The sequence below is a fragment of the Dactylosporangium darangshiense genome, assembly GCF_039537565.1.
GTDB lineage: Bacteria > Actinomycetota > Actinomycetes > Mycobacteriales > Micromonosporaceae > Dactylosporangium > Dactylosporangium darangshiense.
On the sequence record NZ_BAABAT010000007.1, the window covers coordinates 250,317 to 268,576 of the forward strand.

General features: G+C 72.8%; 16 protein-coding genes. 4 read left to right on the top strand and 12 right to left on the bottom strand.

Features of this window, described 5'->3' with window-relative positions; translation table 11 throughout:
* Window positions 1-3: 3 nt before the first annotated feature.
* The 4 genes from ABD901_RS16715 to ABD901_RS16730 all read right to left on the bottom strand — a co-directional run bounded on the left by ABD901_RS16715 (window position 4) and on the right by ABD901_RS16730 (window position 6,309).
* The gene (locus tag ABD901_RS16715; RefSeq protein WP_345127763.1) at window positions 4-528 is read right to left on the bottom strand and encodes a hypothetical protein; all 525 of its coding nucleotides are present in this window, start codon (window positions 526-528) and stop codon (window positions 4-6) included.
* Window positions 529-742: 214 nt separating this feature from the next.
* Window positions 743-2,932 (bottom strand): carbohydrate-binding protein, encoded by a 2,190-nt coding sequence (locus ABD901_RS16720; RefSeq protein ID WP_345127765.1) that lies wholly within the window; start codon window positions 2,930-2,932, stop codon window positions 743-745.
* A gap of 14 nt (window positions 2,933-2,946) precedes the next feature.
* On the bottom strand, window positions 2,947-5,142 hold the full coding sequence (locus ABD901_RS16725) for a ricin-type beta-trefoil lectin domain protein (RefSeq protein WP_345127767.1): 2,196 nt from the start codon (window positions 5,140-5,142) through the stop codon (window positions 2,947-2,949).
* 114 nt (window positions 5,143-5,256) lie between these two features.
* On the bottom strand, window positions 5,257-6,309 hold the full coding sequence (locus tag ABD901_RS16730; protein ID WP_345127769.1) for a LacI family DNA-binding transcriptional regulator: 1,053 nt from the start codon (window positions 6,307-6,309) through the stop codon (window positions 5,257-5,259).
* A gap of 64 nt (window positions 6,310-6,373) precedes the next feature.
* Here ABD901_RS16730 and ABD901_RS16735 point away from each other — a divergent pair, with 64 nt between their 5' ends.
* Window positions 6,374-7,225, top strand: a complete 852-nt coding sequence (locus ABD901_RS16735) for an SAM-dependent methyltransferase (protein WP_345127770.1) — start codon at window positions 6,374-6,376, stop codon at window positions 7,223-7,225.
* Here ABD901_RS16735 and ABD901_RS16740 read toward each other — a convergent pair.
* The 6 genes from ABD901_RS16740 to ABD901_RS16765 are packed head-to-tail and all read right to left on the bottom strand — an operon-like array spanning window position 7,209 to window position 13,368.
* Complete coding sequence (locus ABD901_RS16740; RefSeq protein ID WP_345127771.1) at window positions 7,209-8,183, bottom strand: hypothetical protein; 975 nt, start codon at window positions 8,181-8,183, stop codon at window positions 7,209-7,211. The genes ABD901_RS16735 and ABD901_RS16740 overlap by 17 nt on opposite strands.
* Complete coding sequence (locus ABD901_RS16745; RefSeq protein ID WP_345127772.1) at window positions 8,180-9,349, bottom strand: alpha/beta hydrolase family protein; 1,170 nt, start codon at window positions 9,347-9,349, stop codon at window positions 8,180-8,182. The genes ABD901_RS16740 and ABD901_RS16745 overlap by 4 nt, the downstream gene beginning before the upstream one ends.
* 11 nt (window positions 9,350-9,360) lie before the next feature.
* The gene (locus ABD901_RS16750) at window positions 9,361-10,293 is read right to left on the bottom strand and encodes a fumarylacetoacetate hydrolase family protein (RefSeq protein WP_345127773.1); all 933 of its coding nucleotides are present in this window, start codon (window positions 10,291-10,293) and stop codon (window positions 9,361-9,363) included.
* A 13-nt stretch (window positions 10,294-10,306) separates the two neighbouring features.
* On the bottom strand, window positions 10,307-11,245 hold the full coding sequence (locus ABD901_RS16755; protein WP_345127774.1) for a VOC family protein: 939 nt from the start codon (window positions 11,243-11,245) through the stop codon (window positions 10,307-10,309).
* Between the two features lie 8 nt (window positions 11,246-11,253).
* A complete protein-coding gene (locus tag ABD901_RS16760; RefSeq protein ID WP_345127775.1) occupies window positions 11,254-12,384 on the bottom strand; it encodes an FAD-dependent oxidoreductase in 1,131 nt (376 codons plus the stop codon).
* Between the two features lie 12 nt (window positions 12,385-12,396).
* Complete coding sequence (locus tag ABD901_RS16765) at window positions 12,397-13,368, bottom strand: cyclase family protein (protein WP_345127776.1); 972 nt, start codon at window positions 13,366-13,368, stop codon at window positions 12,397-12,399.
* Between the two features lie 93 nt (window positions 13,369-13,461).
* Here ABD901_RS16765 and ABD901_RS16770 point away from each other — a divergent pair, with 93 nt between their 5' ends.
* Together ABD901_RS16770 and ABD901_RS16775 are read left to right on the top strand one after the other, a co-directional pair.
* Window positions 13,462-14,388, top strand: coding sequence for a LysR family transcriptional regulator (locus ABD901_RS16770; protein WP_345127778.1), 927 nt, complete (start codon window positions 13,462-13,464; stop codon window positions 14,386-14,388).
* A gap of 284 nt (window positions 14,389-14,672) precedes the next feature.
* Window positions 14,673-16,271 carry a serine/threonine-protein kinase gene (locus ABD901_RS16775; RefSeq protein WP_345127779.1) on the top strand — a complete coding sequence of 533 codons (1,599 nt, stop codon included), beginning with the start codon at window positions 14,673-14,675 and terminating at the stop codon, window positions 16,269-16,271.
* 25 nt (window positions 16,272-16,296) lie between these two features.
* On the opposite strand, the gene ABD901_RS16780 is transcribed toward ABD901_RS16775, so the two are convergent.
* Window positions 16,297-16,794, bottom strand: coding sequence for a pyridoxamine 5'-phosphate oxidase family protein (locus tag ABD901_RS16780; RefSeq protein ID WP_345127781.1), 498 nt, complete (start codon window positions 16,792-16,794; stop codon window positions 16,297-16,299).
* 40 nt (window positions 16,795-16,834) lie between these two features.
* On the opposite strand from ABD901_RS16780, the gene ABD901_RS16785 reads away from it, so the two are divergent.
* Window positions 16,835-17,203, top strand: coding sequence for an Mth938-like domain-containing protein (locus ABD901_RS16785; protein WP_345127782.1), 369 nt, complete (start codon window positions 16,835-16,837; stop codon window positions 17,201-17,203).
* On the opposite strand, the gene ABD901_RS16790 is transcribed toward ABD901_RS16785, so the two are convergent.
* Window positions 17,204-18,241 carry a LacI family DNA-binding transcriptional regulator gene (locus ABD901_RS16790; RefSeq protein ID WP_345127783.1) on the bottom strand — a complete coding sequence of 346 codons (1,038 nt, stop codon included), beginning with the start codon at window positions 18,239-18,241 and terminating at the stop codon, window positions 17,204-17,206.
* Window positions 18,242-18,260 lie beyond the last annotated feature (19 nt).

The following is an 18,260-nucleotide window of genomic DNA, read 5'->3' on the forward strand; positions in this document are numbered from 1 at the left end:
GCGTCAGGCCGTCGGCGGCTGGAACGGCGCCTGCGGCGGCGGCGCGTAGCCCTGCTGCTGCGGCTGCGGCTGCGGCTGCGGCTGCGCGTAACCCTGCTGCGGCACCGGGTAACCAGCCTGCTGCGGGACCGGGTAACCAGCCTGCTGCGGCACGGGCGGCGCGTAGCCCTGCTGCACCGGCGGCCCGTAACCGGGCTGCGGGGCCGGCTGCTGCGGGTAGCCCTGCTGCACCGGGGGCGGCCCGTAACCGGGCTGCGGCGCGGGGTAAGCACCCTGCGGCTGCTGCGGAGGCGGCGGGAACGCGCCCGGCTGGCCGGGAGCCGCCGCCTGGAACTGCGGCTGGGTGGACTCCTTGCCCTTCTTGATCCAGTCACGGACGCCGCGAACGACGAGCAGCACCGGCGCGATGAGGATCTTGAGGCTGATGAGGATCCAGCCGCCGAAGAGCAGGACATATCCGGCCCAGACCACAAAGATCAGGCCGGCGACGATGCTGAAGATCCGCCAGCCCTTCGAGCTACCGGGCAACAGGCCACTGACAATCGTGGCCAGACCGCCTACTATGTAGAATAGGAGCAGTACATCGCCGCCCGTACCACTGATATCCACGTCGTTTCCTCCCCATGGGTGTCCTGCGACGTGACAGGGTACGCGGTCCGGCAACTTCAGGCTGCCCCGAATCGGGCCGGATTCGCACGAGCGCCCGGCGCCGGGAACCTGGCGCCGGGCGCGTCGCCTGTGATCAGGACAGTCGGAAGTAGTCCAGGTTGAACCCGCCCGTCTCGCAGTACACCGTGACGAGCTGGTCGCCGGCCGGCAGGGTCACCGTGGCGTGGACGGACTGATAGGAGCCCCAGCCGCCTGTGTCCGGCACCGACGCGGTGGTGAGGACCTGGCCGGAGGCGTCGTGCAGCGAGATCGCGTTCGCCGCGACCGCGCCCGTGCCGTTGGCCACCCGCAGCTCCAGGTCGTAGGTGCCGGCCTGGGTCACGTCGAGGCGGTACTGCAGCCAGTTGCCCGCCGCCGTCCAGCCGACGTTCTTGCCGCCGCTGGCCGCCGGGTTGTTCTCGACGAAGTTCGCGCCGCCGTCGGTCCAGCCGTGCTCGGCGACGTACGCCTCCGCCTCGACCTTCTCGCCGACCGGCGCACCGTGCGGGCTGACGGTCACGTGCACGGCCACCTCGTCGCTCGCCGCGCCGTCGGTCACCCGGAACTTGAGGTCCAGGGAGCCGGCCGTCGTCGGGTGCAGGCTGACCTCGCCGGTCGCCGCGTCGACGGTGACGCCCTCGGGCAGGTCCACGGCGTAGTACGCGAGGGCGTCGCGGTCGCGGTCGGTGGCCCGCAGCCGGAACGTGGTCGTCGTGTACTGGTCCGCGGTCACGTCCGGCACCGGCGCCAGCGAAGGCGCGTGGTTGCCGTGCGAGCTCGGCACGTCGGCGTGCCAGCGGAACGTCGCGTAGGCGCCGGCGGGGACGGTCTCGACGAACTGCTGGCCGCCCAGCACGACCCGCACCTTCCGAGCTTCCGCGTTGGCGTTGCCGACGACGGCCACGAAGTCGTCGCCGTCGCGGTACACGACGTTGCCGACCCCGCCCGACGTCGCGCTGGACTCGACCCGGGTGTGCCGCGGCGTGAGGTACTTCGCGAACTGCCCCATGGAGTAGAGCTCGTCGCGCACCGAGTACGTGCGGGCGTTCGTGTCGACCTTCACGAGCCGGTCGGGCCACTTGGTGGTGGCCGCGATCTGGTCCCAGTCGACGTTGTTGTCCCGCAGCGGCGTCCAGTGCAGGGTGCCGCCGTCCTGGTCGGTGGCCTGCGCCCACATCACGTACGAGGACGCGTCGAGCCGGAAGTAGCTCAGGATCGTGGCCGGCGACAGGTCGCTGGTCTCGGTCATGTGCACGGGCTTGCCGTACTGCTCGTAGGCGTCGCGCATGACCGTCGGGTCGCCCCAGTACGGGTGGAACGCGATCGCGTCGGCCGCCCGGGCCGCCGCCGGGTCGTTCATGATGCGGTAGTAGTTCTTCGTCGCGGTGCTGTTCGGGTCGCGCCAGTCCCAGAAGTTGAAGTCGTGGACGTACACCTCGACGTCCCTGGGCAGGTAGCGCTGCATCGCCACGGCGAGCTTCTGCTGCTGCTCGACGCTGATGTCCATGGCCGGGTAGACCACGTCCATGCCGGGCTCGTTGAGCAGCGTCAGCGCGTCGATGGGGATGCCCTTGCGGGCGTAGGCCTCGACGTACTTCGCGTAGTAGCGGGCGAAGACGTCGATGCAGTCGTCGCGCAGCTTGCCGACCTGGTAGTAGTCGGTGCTGCTGCCCGGCTTGAGCGCGACCTCGCCGAGGAACTTGTTGTTGGTCTTCATCCACGCCGGCGCGCTCCAGGCGGAGGCGAAGAACGTGGCGTGCGGGTTGTACTTCTGGATCAGCTTGATGGTGTCGACGATGTGCAGGTCGACGTCGCGCTGGATGGAGAAGTACTTCAGGCCGAAGTCGTCGGCGACGCCGGCCGGCAGGTCGTCCTCGGACCAGAACGGCAGGTGCTCGATGAGGTCGGGGCTGCCGATGGTGAGCCGGAAGCGGCTGAGCCCGGCCCCGGTGCGCGGGTCGACGAGCAGCCGGATGGCGTCCTCGCGCTGCTGCGGCGTGAGCTTCCACAGGTTCGACACGCTCGTCTCGTCCAGCGAGAAGCCGATCCCGGAGTACCGCTGCCGGATCTGGCTCGGGTCGACGACGACGGTGGCGTCGGCCGCGGCGGCCGGGTTGTCACCGACCCGGACCGCCGGCAGCGGCTGCCAGGCCGCCGCCGCGCCGGTCGAGTAGGTGCCCGTGACGACCGCGCCCCGGTGATGCTCCGGCGCGGCGGTGGCCGGCGCCGCTGCGACCACAATGGACAGTGCCGCGGTCGATGCGATGGTCATGATGCGTCGCATGTTCCCTCCCCCGGTCACGGGCCGCTGACCAGGTACTCGACCTGGTGGCCGCTGTTGACGGCCGCGCCCGTGTTGTTGATGACGTGCGAGATGGTTCCGGTGCCGCCGAGCGAGACGGTCACCATGTCGTGGAACTTCACGCCCGGCTTCACCGGCACCTCGAACGCGTGCGCGTTGACGACCGACGAGTTGACGTTGAAGTAGCAGTAGCTGCCCAGGCCCCACGCCTCGTGGGTGGTCACCGAGTCGGCGACCTTGTAGGCGGCCCAGCCCTGCGTGGAGCCGTTCATGTAGGCGGCCTGGTTCGGCGGGTCGTACGGCATCTCGTTCTGGTAGAAGTACGTGCGGCCGTTGTTGCCGTTCCAGATGGTCTGGTACTGCTGGAAATGCTCGACGAACAGCCCGTAGAACGTCACGTTGTTCCCGTTGACGATCAGGCCGTTCTGCGCGGTGTTCGAGGTCCAGCCGACGCCGGAGCCGTGGTCGGCGCGCCAGATCCACGAGTGGTCGCCGATGACGTCGTTGCTGTTGATCCGCAGGCTCACCGTGGCCTTGCCGACGCCGGCGCCGCCGATGCGGAAGAACACGTCCGACAGCGACGTCGGGTTGCCCGCGTGGCTCGCGGTCGAGCCCGACGGGCCGATCTCGGCGAGCACCGCGGAGTTTGTGGTGCCGGCGTCGAAGAGCAGGCCGGCGATCTTGATGCCGTCGACGTCGGCGGTGCTCAGCGCGGTGATGCCGCCGTCGGGCACCAGGGTGGCCAGGCCCAGGCCGAGCACCACGGTGTCGGCGCGGTTCACGTTCAGCGTCTGGTTCAGGTGGTACACGCCGGGCGTGATCAGCAGGTTCTTGCCCGCGGCCAGCGCGGCGTTCATCGTCGCGGCGGTGTCGCCGGGCCGGATGACCTGGAACTGGCTGATCGGCAGGCTCGTGCCGGCGGGCGAGCCGCTCGCCCAGCTGGTGCCGGAGGTGTCGGTGCGCAGCGCCGGCACGAAGACCTGGTAGGCGCCGGCCGAGTCGACGTAGAGGAACGGCTTCTCCCGCACGACCGGGGTGGTGCCGACGGTCGTGTAGGGCGGGTTGGGGAAGCTGTTGCCCGGTGCGCCGGTGTCGCCGACGAAGACCTGGTTCCAGTTCGAGCCGGTCCAGCTGCCCATGGCCGAGTTGCGGGTCAGCCACTGCTGCTGCGTGCCCGACTGGATCTGCCCGTCGATCTTGCTGTCGGCGATGAAGCCGCCGGAGGACCAGCCGCCGTCGGACAGCGCGAGGTTGCCGCGCACGTGCATGCGCCGGTACGGCGCCGCCTGCGACACCGCCCAGCGGTCCAGCCCGCCGGTCGGGGTGACGGACAGGTTCTCCGCCGAGCGCCAGAAGTTCTGCGTCGCGTTCTGCGTGCCGTCCGGCCACCAGTCGGCCTCGGCGTGCACGGCGCCGTTGATGACGACCGCGTCCGGGGTCAGCCCGAGGCCCGCGACCTGCGTGTAGAAGCCGACGTTCGCGTCGACGTTGTACGTGCCGGGATTGAACAGCAGGGCGTAGCGCTGGCTGCCGAACTGGTTGCTGACCTGGCCGTTGAAGACCGAGGTGAGCTTGCTCTGGATGGTGGCCTGCGACATCGACGGGTCGAAGACCGTCACGTTCGGGCCGAGGTCGGGGTTGTTCGGGTTGTTCGGCACACCGGTCGCCGTCGCGGTCGGCTGGCTGGTGGCGCCGCTGAAGTTCCACTTCTGGTTGGCGGTGCCCGCGCACGCCCAGATCTGCAGCTTGGCGCCGTCGGCCAGGTTGTTGTCCTTGATGTCCAGGCACTTGCCCGAGTTGGTGTTCACCAGGTCGTGGCTCGCGTTGAGCGTCCACTTCTGGCTGGCGACCGAGTCGTAGCACGTCCACATGTGCACGACGGCGCCGTTGGTGGTGGCACCGTTGGCCACGTCGAGGCACTTGCCGAGGGCCTGCACGGAGCCGTTGTCGGCGAGCGTCCAGGTCTGGTTCTGGCTTCCGGCGTAGCAGGTCCACATCTGCGGCTGGTTGCCGTCGGCGGTCGAGCCGTCGGTGACGTCGAGGCACTTGTTGTTGGCGGAGCTGGAGATGGCGCCGCTGCTCGCGGCGGAGGCGGTGGTCATCGCCACGGCGCCGACCGTGCCCACGACGGCGGCCGTGACCGCGATCGAGAGCAGGGCGAAGCGCCGGACGCGTCGTCCGGTTCGGGGCATTGGGGGTCCTGTCCGGTTCCACTGGCGGGGTGGTGGGGTACCGCCAGAAAACACGCCCCGGACCGGGCATGTCAATGAATCGCTGTAACTTTCTTCGACTCTTGGCGGAAGTGTTTATGAAACACGCGTCAACACGGGCCCCGTCGATCCGCGGACGACCAGCTCGGTGGCCAGTTCGATGTGCAGCGCGTCCAGCTCGTGCCCGGTGAGCATCCGCGACAGCAGGCTCACCGCCATGCGCCCCATCTCCCCCAGCGGCTGGCGCACGGTCGTCAGCTGCGGCTGGGTGGCCCGGCTGACGTCGATGTCGTCGAAGCCGGCCACCGACAGGTCCTCCGGCACCCGCAGCCCGCGCTCGGCCGCGGCCTGCAGCGCGCCGACGGCCATCTTGTCGTTGAACGCGACCAGCGCGGTGGGCCGCTCGGCCAGGTCGAGCAGCTCGCCGGCGGTGGCCCGGCCGGCCTCCACGGTCGGGTCGGTGACGGTGCGCAGCAGCTCCGGCGCCGGGTACACCCCGACCCCGACCAGCGGCGCCGTGTACCCGGCCATGCGGTCGCTCATCGCGGTCCAGTCCATCGGCCCGCCGAGCACCCCGACGCGGCGGTGCCCGAGCTCGACCAGGTGCGCCATGAGCCGCCGGGCACCGGCGAAGTTGGCCGCCGACACGGCCGCGATGTTGCGCGGCGGCGCCGTGCGCGGGTCGACCACGACGAACGGGAACCCCTGGTCACGCAGCCGCTCCAGGTCCCGCTCGGGCTCCGGCGGCAGGATCAGGATCGCGCCGGTGACCTGCGGCCAGCCGGTCAGCGTCGGCAGCACGTCGGTGCGCCGCCAGGCCGACTCGCCGGCGTCGACGACCGCGTGCATGCCGTGCACGTCGAGGGCCTCGGTGATCGCCGAGACGATGAGCCCGAAGTAGTCGGTGAGCACGTAGGGGCAGCGCACGTACACCCCGTTGTCCGCCTTCGGCACCCCGGCGCCGCGCCGGCGCGGCGCCCGCCGCCCGAGCCCGCCCATCGCCTCGAGGACCCGGTCGCGGGTCTGCGGCGCGACGTTGGCCCGCCCGTTGAGCACCCGCGACACCGTCGCGATCGACAGCCCGGTCTGCGCCGCCACATCCCGGATCGTGACGCGCGCGTCCTGCTCTGTTTCATCGCTCTGTTTCATCGCCTGACAGCGTAACCCGCGCGCCGCGTTGAACCGTTCCGCCGTTTTGGCAGTACATAGGGGTGTGACCGCAGCACACGCCGAGGCCGTCCGGCGCTACTACGACCGCAACACCGCCGCGTTCGACCGGCTGGGCCAGGGCGGCGCGTCGATCCACCGGGCCGTGTGGGCACCGGGCGTGACGACCCGCGCCGAGTCGTTCCACCACGTCGACGAGCTGATCCTGGCCGCGCTGCCCAGCGGCGTGCCGGACCCCACGGTCGTCGACCTGGGCTGCGGGCTGGGTGCGAGCCTGATGTACCTGGCCGGGCGCGCGCCGATCCGGGGCGAGGGCCTGACGATCAGCCCCCGCCAGGCCGAGGGCGCCACCCGCCTGCTCGACGGCGCGGGCCTGGCGGACCGGGTGCGCTGCCGGGAGGGCAACTACCTGGCCGTCCCCGACGACCTGGCCGGCACCGCCGACGTCGTCTTCTCCATCGAGGCGTTCCTGCACAGCCCCGACGCCGAGGGCTACTTCCGCGAGGCCGCGCGCACGCTGCGCCCCGGCGGCCGGCTGATCGTCTGCGACGACTTCCTCACCCCGGCCGCCGCGGCGCCCGGCCTGCCCGCGCGCAAGGCCCGCCGCCTGGCCGAGTTCCGCGACGGCTGGCGGGTCGGCTCCCTGCTGCCGGTCGAGCGGGTCGCCGCGGCCGCCGCCGGGCACGGCCTGACCCTCGATGACGACCTGGACCTGACGCCCTACTTGGAGCTGCGCCGCCCGCGGGACCGGTTCATCGCGGCCATGGTGGTCACCGGCCGGCCCCTGCCGCTGCGCGGCGAGTACTGGCGCATGCTCTCCGGCGGCGACGCCCTGCAGTGGTGCCTGCTGAACGGCCTGCTGGAGTACCGGGTGCTGCGGTTCAGTAAGCGATCGTGATCTCGACGCCGACGAGCCGGCCCGCGGCGTCCCACTCGGCGTGCACCGGGAAGTAGCCGTCGCCGACCGTGGTCATCGCGAACATCACGTCGGCGCCGCCGACCCGGATCACGCCGGCCTGGTGCTCGGCGGGCCGCACCAGGGCCATCACCTGGAAGTGGTGCGAGTGCGGGCGGAAGTCGAAGTTGAACATCGGCCGCTGCATGCGCTCGCGTCGCTCCTCGAGGTTGAGCGCCCGCTGGTAGGCCACGAAGGCGGGCAGGTCGCGCCAGCCGAACTCGCCGTCGCCGATGCTCGGCACGCGGAGCTCGGCGGCCAGCTGCGCCGCCTCGCGGCCCCAGAAGACGAGGTCGGCCAGCCCGTCGATGGGCTCGTCGTGCCGCCACTCGTCGAGCGCGCCCGCGTCGGCGAAGACGAACCGCGCGTTGTCGACGCCGAGGTGGGCCATCTCCAGGCGCCGCGCGACCGGGCCGCCGCCGGCGTCGATGCGGATCGACAGCCAGCAGCCCTCCTCGTCCGGCTCCGCGGTGACGCGCAGCGGGCGGTCGGCGGGCACGCCGCCGAGCGGCACCACCGGCACCCCGCTGACGATGAAGCCCGGCTCGCCGCCGGCGATCGCCCGGCGCACCCGCTCGCGGTGGGGCACCTGCCGCTCGAGCCGGCGCAGGTGCGCGTCGTGCCCGTGCTCCCGGCAGTGCGCGTCGAAGCCGGCCGCGAACGTCTCGGCGGCGTGCTCCGGGATGTCGTACAGCGTCCGCCCGTGCTGCCGGTCGAAGGAGCGTGCCGCCGCGTCGGCGTCGGGCCCGTCGATCTCGAAGTCGACGCCGGGCGGGATGTCGCCGGGCCGGCCGTCCTCGGGCGGCCGGGAGCCCGACCACAGCCGCAGGTACCCGCCGTCCATCAGGACCAGCTCGCCCGAGGGGCAGGTGATCTCGCCCAGCGTCACGCGTTCGCTCACGCCCGGGAGCGTACGCGGGCGAACTCGGCGAAGGTGTCCGCCACCCAGTCGGCGATGTAGGCGCTCACGTGCGGCAGATGGTCCAGGCCGATGTGCTCGGTGGCGCCCTCCTCGGCGGTGAAGACCCGCAGCTCCCGCTTCGGGCTGTTGACCGCCTGGTCGTAGGAGCGGTGGGCGTACTCGAGCGGGATCTGCCGGTCGCCGGCGCCGTGCGCGATGAGGAACGGCACGGTGATGCGCTCGACCACGCCGTCGAGGTTGACGGCGCCGGCGAAGTCGATGAACGCCGGCAGGTCGTCGTGGCCCCACACCCACAGCACGTGCTCCCAGTAGTGCGGCACCGGCCGCTCGCCCTCGCGCTCCAGCCGGCGGCGCTGCACCGCGCCCCAGTCGTGGTTGGCGCCCCAGGCCACGCACAGCGCGAAGCGCGGCTCGAAGGCGGCGGCGCGCGGTGCGTAGTAGCCGCCGAGGGACCAGCCGGCAATGCCGATGCGCGCGGCGTCGACGTCGTCGCGGGCCTCCAGCCAGTCCACCGCGGCGCCCGCCCACGCCTCGGCGTCGATGCGCGCGGTCAGGCCCTGCAGGCGCAGCGCCTCGCCGGTGCCGGGCTGGTCGAGCATGAGGCACGAGATGCCGCGCGCGGCCAGCTCCTGCCAGTGCGACGAGGTGTACATGTGCTCCTTGGTCGAGTCCAGGCCGTTGACCAGCACGATCACCGGTGCGCGGCCGCCGCCGGGCGCGGCGCTGAAGTACGCCGGCAGCGTTGCGCCCTCGTAGGGGATCTCGACGCGCGACACCGACGGGTCGCGCAGCGCGAAGGAGCGGGCGGCCAGTTCCAGGACGCGGCGGTACGCCGGGATGCGGTCCGGATCGGAGCGCGACAGCATCCGCTCGGCCTGGCACAGGTAGTTCGTGGCCCGGAAGTACAGCTGCCCGGCGGTGCGGGCGTGCCCGGCCTTCTCCTGCGCCGCGGCCTGCTCGGTCAGGCGGTCGGTCAGCGCCGTCCACGCGCGCAGGAAGTCGCCCGTGCCGGCGTCCTCGCCGCGGGTCGCGGCCTCGCGGATCGGCCGGCAGGCGCGGTCGACCTCGTCGATGAGCCCGCCGGAGTTCAGCGTCGCCACGACGCCGAGGTTCCATACGTAGTTGCCGGGAAAGTACTCGAACACTGCGCTTCCTTTCAGTGCGGGCGCCGGCGGGCCGGGCGGACCGGCGGGAGATCAGTGCCGGCCACGACGCGGTTGCGGATCGTGCCGATGCCCTCGACGGTCATCTCCACGACGTCGCCCGGGCGCAGCGGCGGCGGGGCCTGGGCGCCGTGGCGGCCCCACAGCTCGGCCAGGCAGCCGCCGTTGCCGCAGGTGCCGGAGCCGAGCACGTCGCCGGCCACGACCCGGGTACCGCGGGAGGCGTAGGCGACGAGCTCCTCGAACGGCCAGCCCATGTTGGACAGCAGGTCGCGGCCGACCTCGGCGCCGTTGACCAGGACCCGCAGGTCCAGCGCCAGGAACCCGTCGGCGTCGCGGAAGGGCTCCAGCTCGTCGGCGGTCACCAGCCAGGGGCCCAGCGTCGTTGCGGAGTCCTTGCCCTTCGCGGGGCCCAGGTTGACCTTCATTTCCCTGAACTGCAGGTCGCGGGCCGACCAGTCGTTGAAGATCGTGTAGCCGAAGATGTGCTCGCGGGCCTGTTCGGGGGTCAGCGAGGCCCCGTCCCGGCCGACGACGACGGCCACCTCCAGCTCGAAATCGAACCGCCGGCACCCCGGGGGCACCGGCACGTCGTCGTGGGCGCCGACGAGCGCGTGCGGATTGGTGAAGTAGAACGTCGGCGCCTCGTACCACTCGGGCACGACGGCGCCGGCGATGCCCGCCACGTGTTCCTCGAACGTGACGAAGTCGCGGACCGTCGGCGGCTGCAGCGGGGGCAGCAGGCGTACCGAATCCAGTGCAACGGCCGGGGCGGACAGCGCCTCGGCGCCGAGGCCGAGGGCGGCGGGCAGGCCGGCGCGGACGGCGTCGAGGACGGTGGCGCCGCCGGGCAGCTCGTGCAGGCCCGCGCCGGACACCACGCCGGCGCGCACGCCGCCGCCGGCCTCCCAAGTGGCGAAGCGCATCAGAGGAACCCCATCAGACAGGTGGCGCCGCGAACAGGCCGCGGTCGGGGTCGTTGAACGAGCGCTGCGCGACGAACTCGTTCATGGCGTTGGCGGTGCCCCACTGGTCGGCGACCTCGGGGCGGGTGAAGTCGTAGAGGTGCGGGTGCCAGGTGTCCTCGTCGACCTGCTCCAGCTCGGTGGTGTACTCCATCGTGTTGCCGCTGGGGTCGAGGAAGTAGCTGAAGGTGTTGTTCCCGGCGAGGTGGCGCCCGGGGCCCCAGATCTTCTCCACGCCGGCCCGCAGGACCCGCCCGGTGCCGCGCATGTACTCGTCCAGCCCGCGCAGCTCGAACGAGGCGTGGTGCAGCGACGGGTGCGGGCACCGGGCGATCGCCAGGCTGTGGTGCCAGGCGTTGACCCGCATGAACCACATCATCTGGCCCATGCGCGGATGCGTGAGCGTGTCCGACAGCGCGAAGCCGAGGTGCCGCTCGTAGAAGGCGCGGGTGCCCTCGGGGTCGGCGGAGTTGACGACCACGTGCGACAGGCGCACCGGGATCGACTCGCCCTCCTCGACCGGGCGGTGCCGGCGCACGGCGACGCTCGCGCTGATCTCGACGGTGCGGCCCTCGTTGTCGAAGAAGCGGAAGCCGTACCCGCCGCCGGGGGTCTGCAGGTCGCCGGGCTCGCTGACCAGGCGCACGCCGTCGCGCGCCAGCCGCGCGGCCAGGGCGTCGACGTCGGCGTCCGAGGCGGCGCCGAAGGCGATGAGGTCGATGCGCTTGTCCGCGTCCCGGCGCAGGCGCACCACGTACTGCTCGGGTGAGCCCTCGGCGGCGAGGAAGGTCAGGCCGGTGTCGGTGTGCTCGGCCCGGAGCCCCCAGGTGCCGGTGTAGAAGGCGAGCTGCTTGTCGTAGTCGGGCACGGCGAGGTCGACGTGGCGCAGGTGGGTGATCAGGCGTTCGGTCATGGCGTTCCTCAGGCGGGTCGGCTGACGAGGGCGGCGATCGAGCGCATGAGGCCGGGCACGTCCCCGCGCTCGTGCTCGATGAGCCACCGGCAGAGCTGGTTGGAGGCGTCGACGACGGCACGGGCGCGCTCGTAGCGGCGGGCGTGGAAGGCGTCCCACAGGTCCTGGTCGACGGCGTCGCGCCCGACGAGCAGCTCGCCGAGGACGGCGGCGTCCTCGAGGGCCTGCGCGCCGCCCTGCGCGAGGGTCGGCGGGCAGGTGTGCGCGGCGTCGCCGATGAGCACGACCCGGCCGCGGTTCCACGGCGCCGGCAGCACGTGGGTCTCGAACCACGTGTAGTTGACCCGGCCCGGGTCGGTGAGGGCGTCGCGGATCTCGTCCCACGGGCCGTGGTACGCCCCGGCGAGCTCCCGCATGACGGCCAGCTGGGCGGCGGGATCGAGGCCGCTGCGGTCCTGCGCCTCCTCGACGATGTAGGCGTACAGCGAGTCCTTGCCCGTCGGGCAGTAGCCGGCGATATAGGAGGGGCCGCCGTAGTACAGGTCGGTGCGGGTCACGCTCGCCGGGCGCGGGCCGAACGCGCGCCAGATGCCCATCCCGACCGCGCGGGTCTCGAGGTTGACGCCGAGGGCCCGGCGGGTCCAGGAGCGCACCCCGTCGGCGCCGACGACGAGGTCGTACCGCCAGGCGGACCCGTCGGAGCAGGTGACCGCGACGCCGTCGCCGTGCTGTTCCAGCTCGGTGAACGTGGTGCCGGTGCGGATCTTCACGCCGAGGTCGGCGGCCCGCTCGAGCAGGATGCGCGCCAGGTCGGGCCGCGGCATGCCCATCGCGGCCGGCAGGTCCGGCCCGCCGGTGCGCGCGTCGGGGATCTCGGCGACGAGGGAGCCGTGCGGGTCGGGCGCGCGGATGCCGGTGACGTCGAACGGGTAGCCGTGCTCGAGGGCCCGCTCCCACACGCCGAGCGCGCGCAGCTCCCGCAGCGCGTTGCCCTGCAAGGTGATGCCGGAGCCGATGGCGGCGCCGCCGGGCTTGATCTCGACGAGGTCGACGGCGACGCCGGCGGCGGCGAGGCGGATCGCGGCGGCGGTGCCGGCCAGGCCGCTGCCGACGACGAGGACGGTGTTCACGGCGGGCATGTCAGGCCCTCCTCACTTCACTGCGATGGGGTTGACGGGCGCGCCGACCGCGCCGGTGACGGGCAGCGGCGCGGCGGTGAGCCAGAAGTCGTAGCGGCCGTCGGCGGCGCAGTCGGCGGCGAGCGCGTCGAGGTCCCACATCTCGCCGATGTACAGCCCGATGTGCGGTATCGCGACCTGGTGCAGTGGCTGGAAGGCGTCGTCGAACTCGTTGGGCCGTACCTCGAAGCCCCACGTGTCGGTGGCCAGCCCCGCGATCTCGGTGCCGTGCAGCCACCCGGCGGTGGTGAACGACAGGCCCGGCGAGGCGCCGCCGGCGTAGTCGCCCCAGCCCTCCCGGCGCGCCCGGGCGAGCCGGCCGGTGCGCACGCACACCAGGTCGCCGCGGCCGACCCGGGCGCTGCCGCCCTGCGCCGCGATCGTGGCGGCGAGGTGCCCGGCCGTGACGGCGAACCCGTCGGGCAGCTCCCCGTCCGCGCCGAGCGCGCGCCCGACGTCGAGCAGGACGCCGCGGCCGGCAATGCGCGCGGCAGCGGTCTCGATGCCGGTCACCCGGTCCCCGTCGCTGGTCACCACGTCGCCGGCCCGGCGGCCGTTCCAGGCCCGGCCGTGGTCGAAGATGTGGCCGAGGCCGTCCCACTGGGTCGAGGCCTGCAGCGGCATGAAGACGACGTCGTCGGCGCCGCCGATGCCGTGCGGGAAGCCCTGTGTGCCGCGCTCGGCGTCCACGCCCGTGTCGAGCATCGTGTGCACCGGGTTGGTGCGCCGCCGCCAGCCCCGCTGCGGCCCGTTCATGTCGAACGACTGGGCCAGGGAGAAGGCGGCGCCGCGGCGCACCAGGGCGGCGCCCTCGCGGCGCTTGGCGTCGTCGAGGAAGTTCAGCGTCCCGAGCACGTCGTCGGCGCCCCAGCGGCCCCAGTTGGAGCAGCGCTTCGCGGCCTCGGCGACGGCGCCCTCGGGGTCGCGGCGGTCCAGTTCCGGCATGCCACCACGGTCCGCCGGGCGTGACCGGTTCGGGAAGACGAGATTTCCGATGTGTGTCATCAGCGCGGTGGATACCCGCCGTAGGCTGGCCCGGTGAACCTCGCGAGCCTGGACCTCAACCTGCTCGTGGCCCTCGACGCGCTGCTGCAGCAGCGCAGCGTCACCCGGGCCGCGGCGCAGATGGGGCTCAGCCAGCCGGCGCTGTCGGCGTCCCTGGCCCGGCTGCGCCGGCACTTCGACGACGAGCTGCTCACCCGGGTCGGCAACGCCTACCAGCTCACCCCGCTCGCGGCGCAGCTGCGCGAACGGGCGCGGGCTGCCCTCGCCGGCGTCGAGCGGGTGTTCGCGGCGCAGCCCGAGTTCGACCCGGCGTCCTCGACCCGCGAGTTCTCGATGTTCGTCAGCGACTACATGGTCGCGGTGCTCGGCGACACGATCGCGCAGCTGCTGGCCCGGGAGGCGCCGCGGTGCCGGCTGCGGTACTCGGCCAACACCCCGGAGCGCGTCGACCGGGCCGCGCAGGCGCTGCTCGGCACCGACCTGCTCGTCATGCCGCACGGGTTCGTCACCGACCTGTCGCACCGGGACCTGTACCGCGACGAGTGGGTGTGCGTGGTCTCCGCCGACAACGCCGCCGTCGGGCCGGCGCTGACGGTGGAGCACCTGCGCAACCTGCCGTGGGTGGTGACCTACCACGGCCCGACGGCCTCGACGCCGGCCGGGCGGCAGATGCGCATGCTCGGCATCGAGCCGCACGTCCAGGTCGTCACCGAGAGCTTCCTGACCGTGCCCGGCCTGGTCGCCGGCAGCGAGCGGATCGGGCTCATGCAGCGGCGCCTGGTCGACCTGCTGCCGCTCAACACCGGCATCCGGGCACTGGCGCCGCCGTTCGAGGCCGGGCCGCTCGTCGAGGCGATGTGGTGGCACCCGATGTACGACGACGATCCCGAGCATCGATACCTGCGCGACCTGGTCACGCGGGCCATCGATCTGGTGGATACCCCGCCTCAGGAGAAGTGATTTCCGCGCCCGGTAGCGGCCCGCACACACTCCTGGCTGTGACCCCCGTGCAAGAGGGCGCGCTCGGCGGGCTGGACGTTGCGCTGCTCGTCGTCGGCGCCGTCGCCCTCGCGGCCGCACCGGCGGTCCGGGCCGTCCGGGCGGCCCGGGCCGGTTGACCGATCGGGTGCCCCCCGATCGAGCGATGGGTAGGCGTACGGGCACCGTGCGTGTCGTCTCGGCCGATACCACACCGGTTCCGCTGGGATTACCGTGCGTTAGACCGCCGACCAGGGAGAGCCGCGATGCGTCCGCTCAACGCGACCGACCGGCCGTACATCGCCAACTACCGCCTGCTGCGCCGCCTCGCACCCGGCGGCATGGGCGACGTGTTCCTCGCGCAGGCCGAGGACGGCTCGATCCTCGTGGTCAAGGTGGTCCCCGCCGGCCCCGCCTTCGGCCTCCACGCGGGGGCCGCCGAGCGGTTCCGGCGCGAGATGGAGGCGACGAGCCGGGTCCGCGGCCGGTATGTGGCGCACATCCGCGGCATGGACCCGCACGGCTCCCCGCCGTGGCTGGCCACCGACTACTACCCGGGGCCGTCGCTGCTGCACGCCGTCGGCAGCGCCGGCGCCCTGCCGCCGGCCACGGTCCTCGCCCTGGCCGCCGGCCTGTGCCACGCCCTCGTCGCCATACACCGGGCCGGCGTCGTGCACGGCGACCTCACCCCGGCCAACGTGCTGCTGCTCGCCGACGGGCCCCGGGTGATCGACTTCGGCATCTCGGGCGTGCTGGAGGCGAGCCGGCCGCTGGACGGCCCGCGGTACGGCACCGCCGGCTACGTGCCGCCCGAGTACTACGGCGCGCCGGCCGACCCGCCCACCCCGGCCGGCGACGTGTACGCGCTCGGCGCCGTGCTCAGCTTCGCGCTCACCGGGGCGACGCCCGGCACGCCGATCGACGCGGCCGCCCTCGCGCACGTGCCCGAGCCGCTGCGCGGGGTGGTGCTCGCCTGCACCGGCCCCGACCCGGAGCGCCGGCCGACGCCGGACGGGCTGCTCGAGGTACTGCTGCCGCACGGCCGCCCGGTCGAGAGCGTCTTCGGCCCGGCGTGGCTGCCCGCCGACGTGATGGCCGGGATCGCCTACGGCGAGGGCGAGCTGGCGCGGCTGGCCGCCGACCCGACGCCGCACGTCATGCTCGAGCCGGCGCCGCCGCCCGCCCCGGTACCGGCGACCCGGATCCCGTCGCTCGGCCGAGCCGCCCGGGCGGCCCTGATCGTGTCCGTCATCGCCGCGGTCGTGGCGGCCGGCGCCGTCGCCGCCCTCGGCGACACGTTCTCGTCCCGGCCACACGCGACCGCCACCGCGACCGTCGGACCCGAGCGGCCGCTCACGGTCAAGACGACCAGGACCCCGCCGCCGCAGCAGACCCCGGCCGCGGTCGACACCGGCCCCGGCGACGGCATCCAGGAGACCGCGGGTGCCGCCGACCGGGACCAGGCTCCCTGCGTGTGGGAGAGCCGGCCCGCCAACAAGCGGGCGCTGTCGTACCGCTGCCCGCTGCTGTGGGACTCCTCGCGCACCTCGGGCGCGATGACCCGCATCCCGGTGTTCGCGACCTTCACCTCGCAGGGGCTGGGGCCGGAGGCGGCGGTGAACCAGCTGTACCGCTCGGCCGGCGCGCAGTACTTCAAGTGCCACGTCAGCGGCGCCTCCTACGACTTCCCGCCGCAGTACGGCTGGCCGCACGCCCACCACGTGTGGTGGGCACTCACGCAGGGCGACGAGCACCCCGGCCGTTGGGGTTTCGTGCCCGAGGTCTACTTCCTCGGCGGCCCCGACGACGTGCCGGACCCGGGCCTCACGGTCTGCGGCGACGCGGACCTGGCACTCGTGTCATAGCCATTCGAGGATGATCTCGTCGTCGTCAGAACGTGTAGCGGTTCTGTGAGTACGGGTCCTTGCCGAACGCGAACACGACCCGCGGCGCGACCCGGTACACGTCGGCGGCCCCGCCGTCGGCGTGGTGGAACGCACCGTCGCGCACCTCGAACCGCCACGTCTCCCCGTACTTGGCCGCCCACGCCTCGGCAGCAACCCGCAGCGCCTCCTCGTCGCGCAGCACCACGGCGTCGCCTTCGACGACGACGTCGATCCCGCGATCGAGCGCGTCCGTCCCGGTGGTCAGCGCCACCGCCGGGTTCCCGGCCAGGTTGCGCGCCTTCTGCTCCTGCCCGCCGGTGCAGAACAACATCGCGTCGCCGAGCCAGACCCCGATCAACGGCGTGATGTGCGGCCGCCCGCTGTCACGCACGGTCGTGATCCAGTAGACCCCGGCCCTCTCGAGCCGCTCCGCGACGACCCCCCATGGCACCGCTTCGGCGGACGGATCGCTGTACCGTGTGTCGAGCATGCTTTTCGGCACGTGAGTCCTCCTATGCTCGCAAAAAGGTGGTGTACGCCCGATGCTCGCACGGTCCCCGCGAATCCTCTCGATAGCGTGGGGCAGGATCGAGGTGGAATCCCTGGGCGAGGCCAAGGACGCGAAGTGCTGGCCGGGCGGCGCCCGCGAGTGGGACTGGGACGAGACCGGCACCCGCCACTACCCCGGCATCCAGCCCGCCGACGTCGAGGAGCTCCTGGAGGCCGGCGCCACGACGCTGGTCCTCTCCCGCGGCATGCAGGAGCGCCTGGGCGTGCCCGAGGAGACCCTGACCCTGCTGCGCTCCCGCGGCATCGAGGTCCACACCGCCGAGACGAAGCAGGCCGTCGAGATCTACAACGGCCTGGTCGCCACCACGGCGGTAGGCGGCCTGTTCCACTCCACCTGCTAGTCAGGCGGAGGCGCGCACGACCAGCTCGGGGTTGAAGATGACCGAGCGCGGGGAGCGGCCGGGCTCGCGGATGCGGGTGAGCAGCAGCTGGGCCATCTCGCCGGCCATCTCCTCGACCGGCTGGCGGACCGTGGACAGCGGCGGGTGGCACTCCAGGGCGGCGGTGCTGTCGTCGAAGCCGATGACCGCGATGTCCTCCGGGACCCGGCGGCCGGCCTCCTGCAGCACGCGCAGCGCGCCGTCGGCCATGAGGTCGTTCGCGACGAAGACGCCGTCGACGTCGGGGAGCTCGGTGAGCAGGCGAGCCGCGGCGCGCTCGCCGCCGTTGCGGGTGAAGTCGCCCTCGACGTGCGAAGGGGTCAGGCCGTGTGCGGCCGCGGCCTCCTCGAAGGCGGCCAGGCGGTCCTGTGCGGCCGGCATGTCGAGCGGGCCGGTGATCGTGGCGATGCTGCGGCGGCCGAGGGCCGCCAGGCGGTCGACGGCCAGGCGGACGCCGGCTCGCTGGTCGACGTCGACATAGCTGATGGTCACCGGGTGGCCGGGGCGGCAGGACAGGACGACCGGCACGCCGAGCTCCACGAGCTGGGCGGGCAGCGGGTCGTCGACGTGGCTGGAGATCAGCAGGGCGCCGTCGACGTGGCCCTGCCTGAGGTACCGCAGCAGATGCGGCCGCGCGGGCGGGTCGGCCAGGAAGATGACCAGGTGGATGCCGAGCGGGCGCAGCACCTCCTGCGCGCCGGCGGTCACGCGGCCCAGGAACGGGTCGGTGAACATGCGGGTCAGGAACGGGGTCGAGTAGCCGCGGTTCTCCGGCTCCGAGACCACGAGCGCGATCGAGTCGGTACGCCGGGTGACCAGGGACCGGGCGGCCAGGTTCGGCACGTACCCGGTCGCGGCGATGGCCCGCTCCACCGTGCGGCGAAGTTCGGGGTCAACGGTCTGCACGCCGTTGATGACCCGGGAGACCGTGGCCCGGGACACCCCGGCGTAGTTGGCGACCTGCTCGAGGGTGGGCGGTCGCGAGTCGCTGCCCGTCATGGATGCCACGGTAGATCGT

Bases quoted from the DNA above. Each gene is read 5' to 3' on its own strand.
- ABD901_RS16720 (WP_345127765.1), bottom strand. From the start codon at position 2,932: ATGCGACGCATCATGACCATCGCATCGACCGCGGCACTGTCCATTGTG.
- ABD901_RS16725 (WP_345127767.1), bottom strand. From the start codon at position 5,142: ATGCCCCGAACCGGACGACGCGTCCGGCGCTTCGCCCTGCTCTCGATC.
- ABD901_RS16730 (WP_345127769.1), bottom strand. From the start codon at position 6,309: ATGAAACAGAGCGATGAAACAGAGCAGGACGCGCGCGTCACGATCCGG.
- ABD901_RS16750 (WP_345127773.1), bottom strand. From the start codon at position 10,293: ATGCGCTTCGCCACTTGGGAGGCCGGCGGCGGCGTGCGCGCCGGCGTG.
- ABD901_RS16755 (WP_345127774.1), bottom strand. From the start codon at position 11,245: ATGACCGAACGCCTGATCACCCACCTGCGCCACGTCGACCTCGCCGTG.
- ABD901_RS16760 (WP_345127775.1), bottom strand. From the start codon at position 12,384: ATGCCCGCCGTGAACACCGTCCTCGTCGTCGGCAGCGGCCTGGCCGGC.
- ABD901_RS16765 (WP_345127776.1), bottom strand. From the start codon at position 13,368: ATGCCGGAACTGGACCGCCGCGACCCCGAGGGCGCCGTCGCCGAGGCC.
- ABD901_RS16775 (WP_345127779.1), top strand. From the start codon at position 14,673: ATGCGTCCGCTCAACGCGACCGACCGGCCGTACATCGCCAACTACCGC.
- ABD901_RS16785 (WP_345127782.1), top strand. From the start codon at position 16,835: ATGCTCGCACGGTCCCCGCGAATCCTCTCGATAGCGTGGGGCAGGATC.
- ABD901_RS16790 (WP_345127783.1), bottom strand. From the start codon at position 18,241: ATGACGGGCAGCGACTCGCGACCGCCCACCCTCGAGCAGGTCGCCAAC.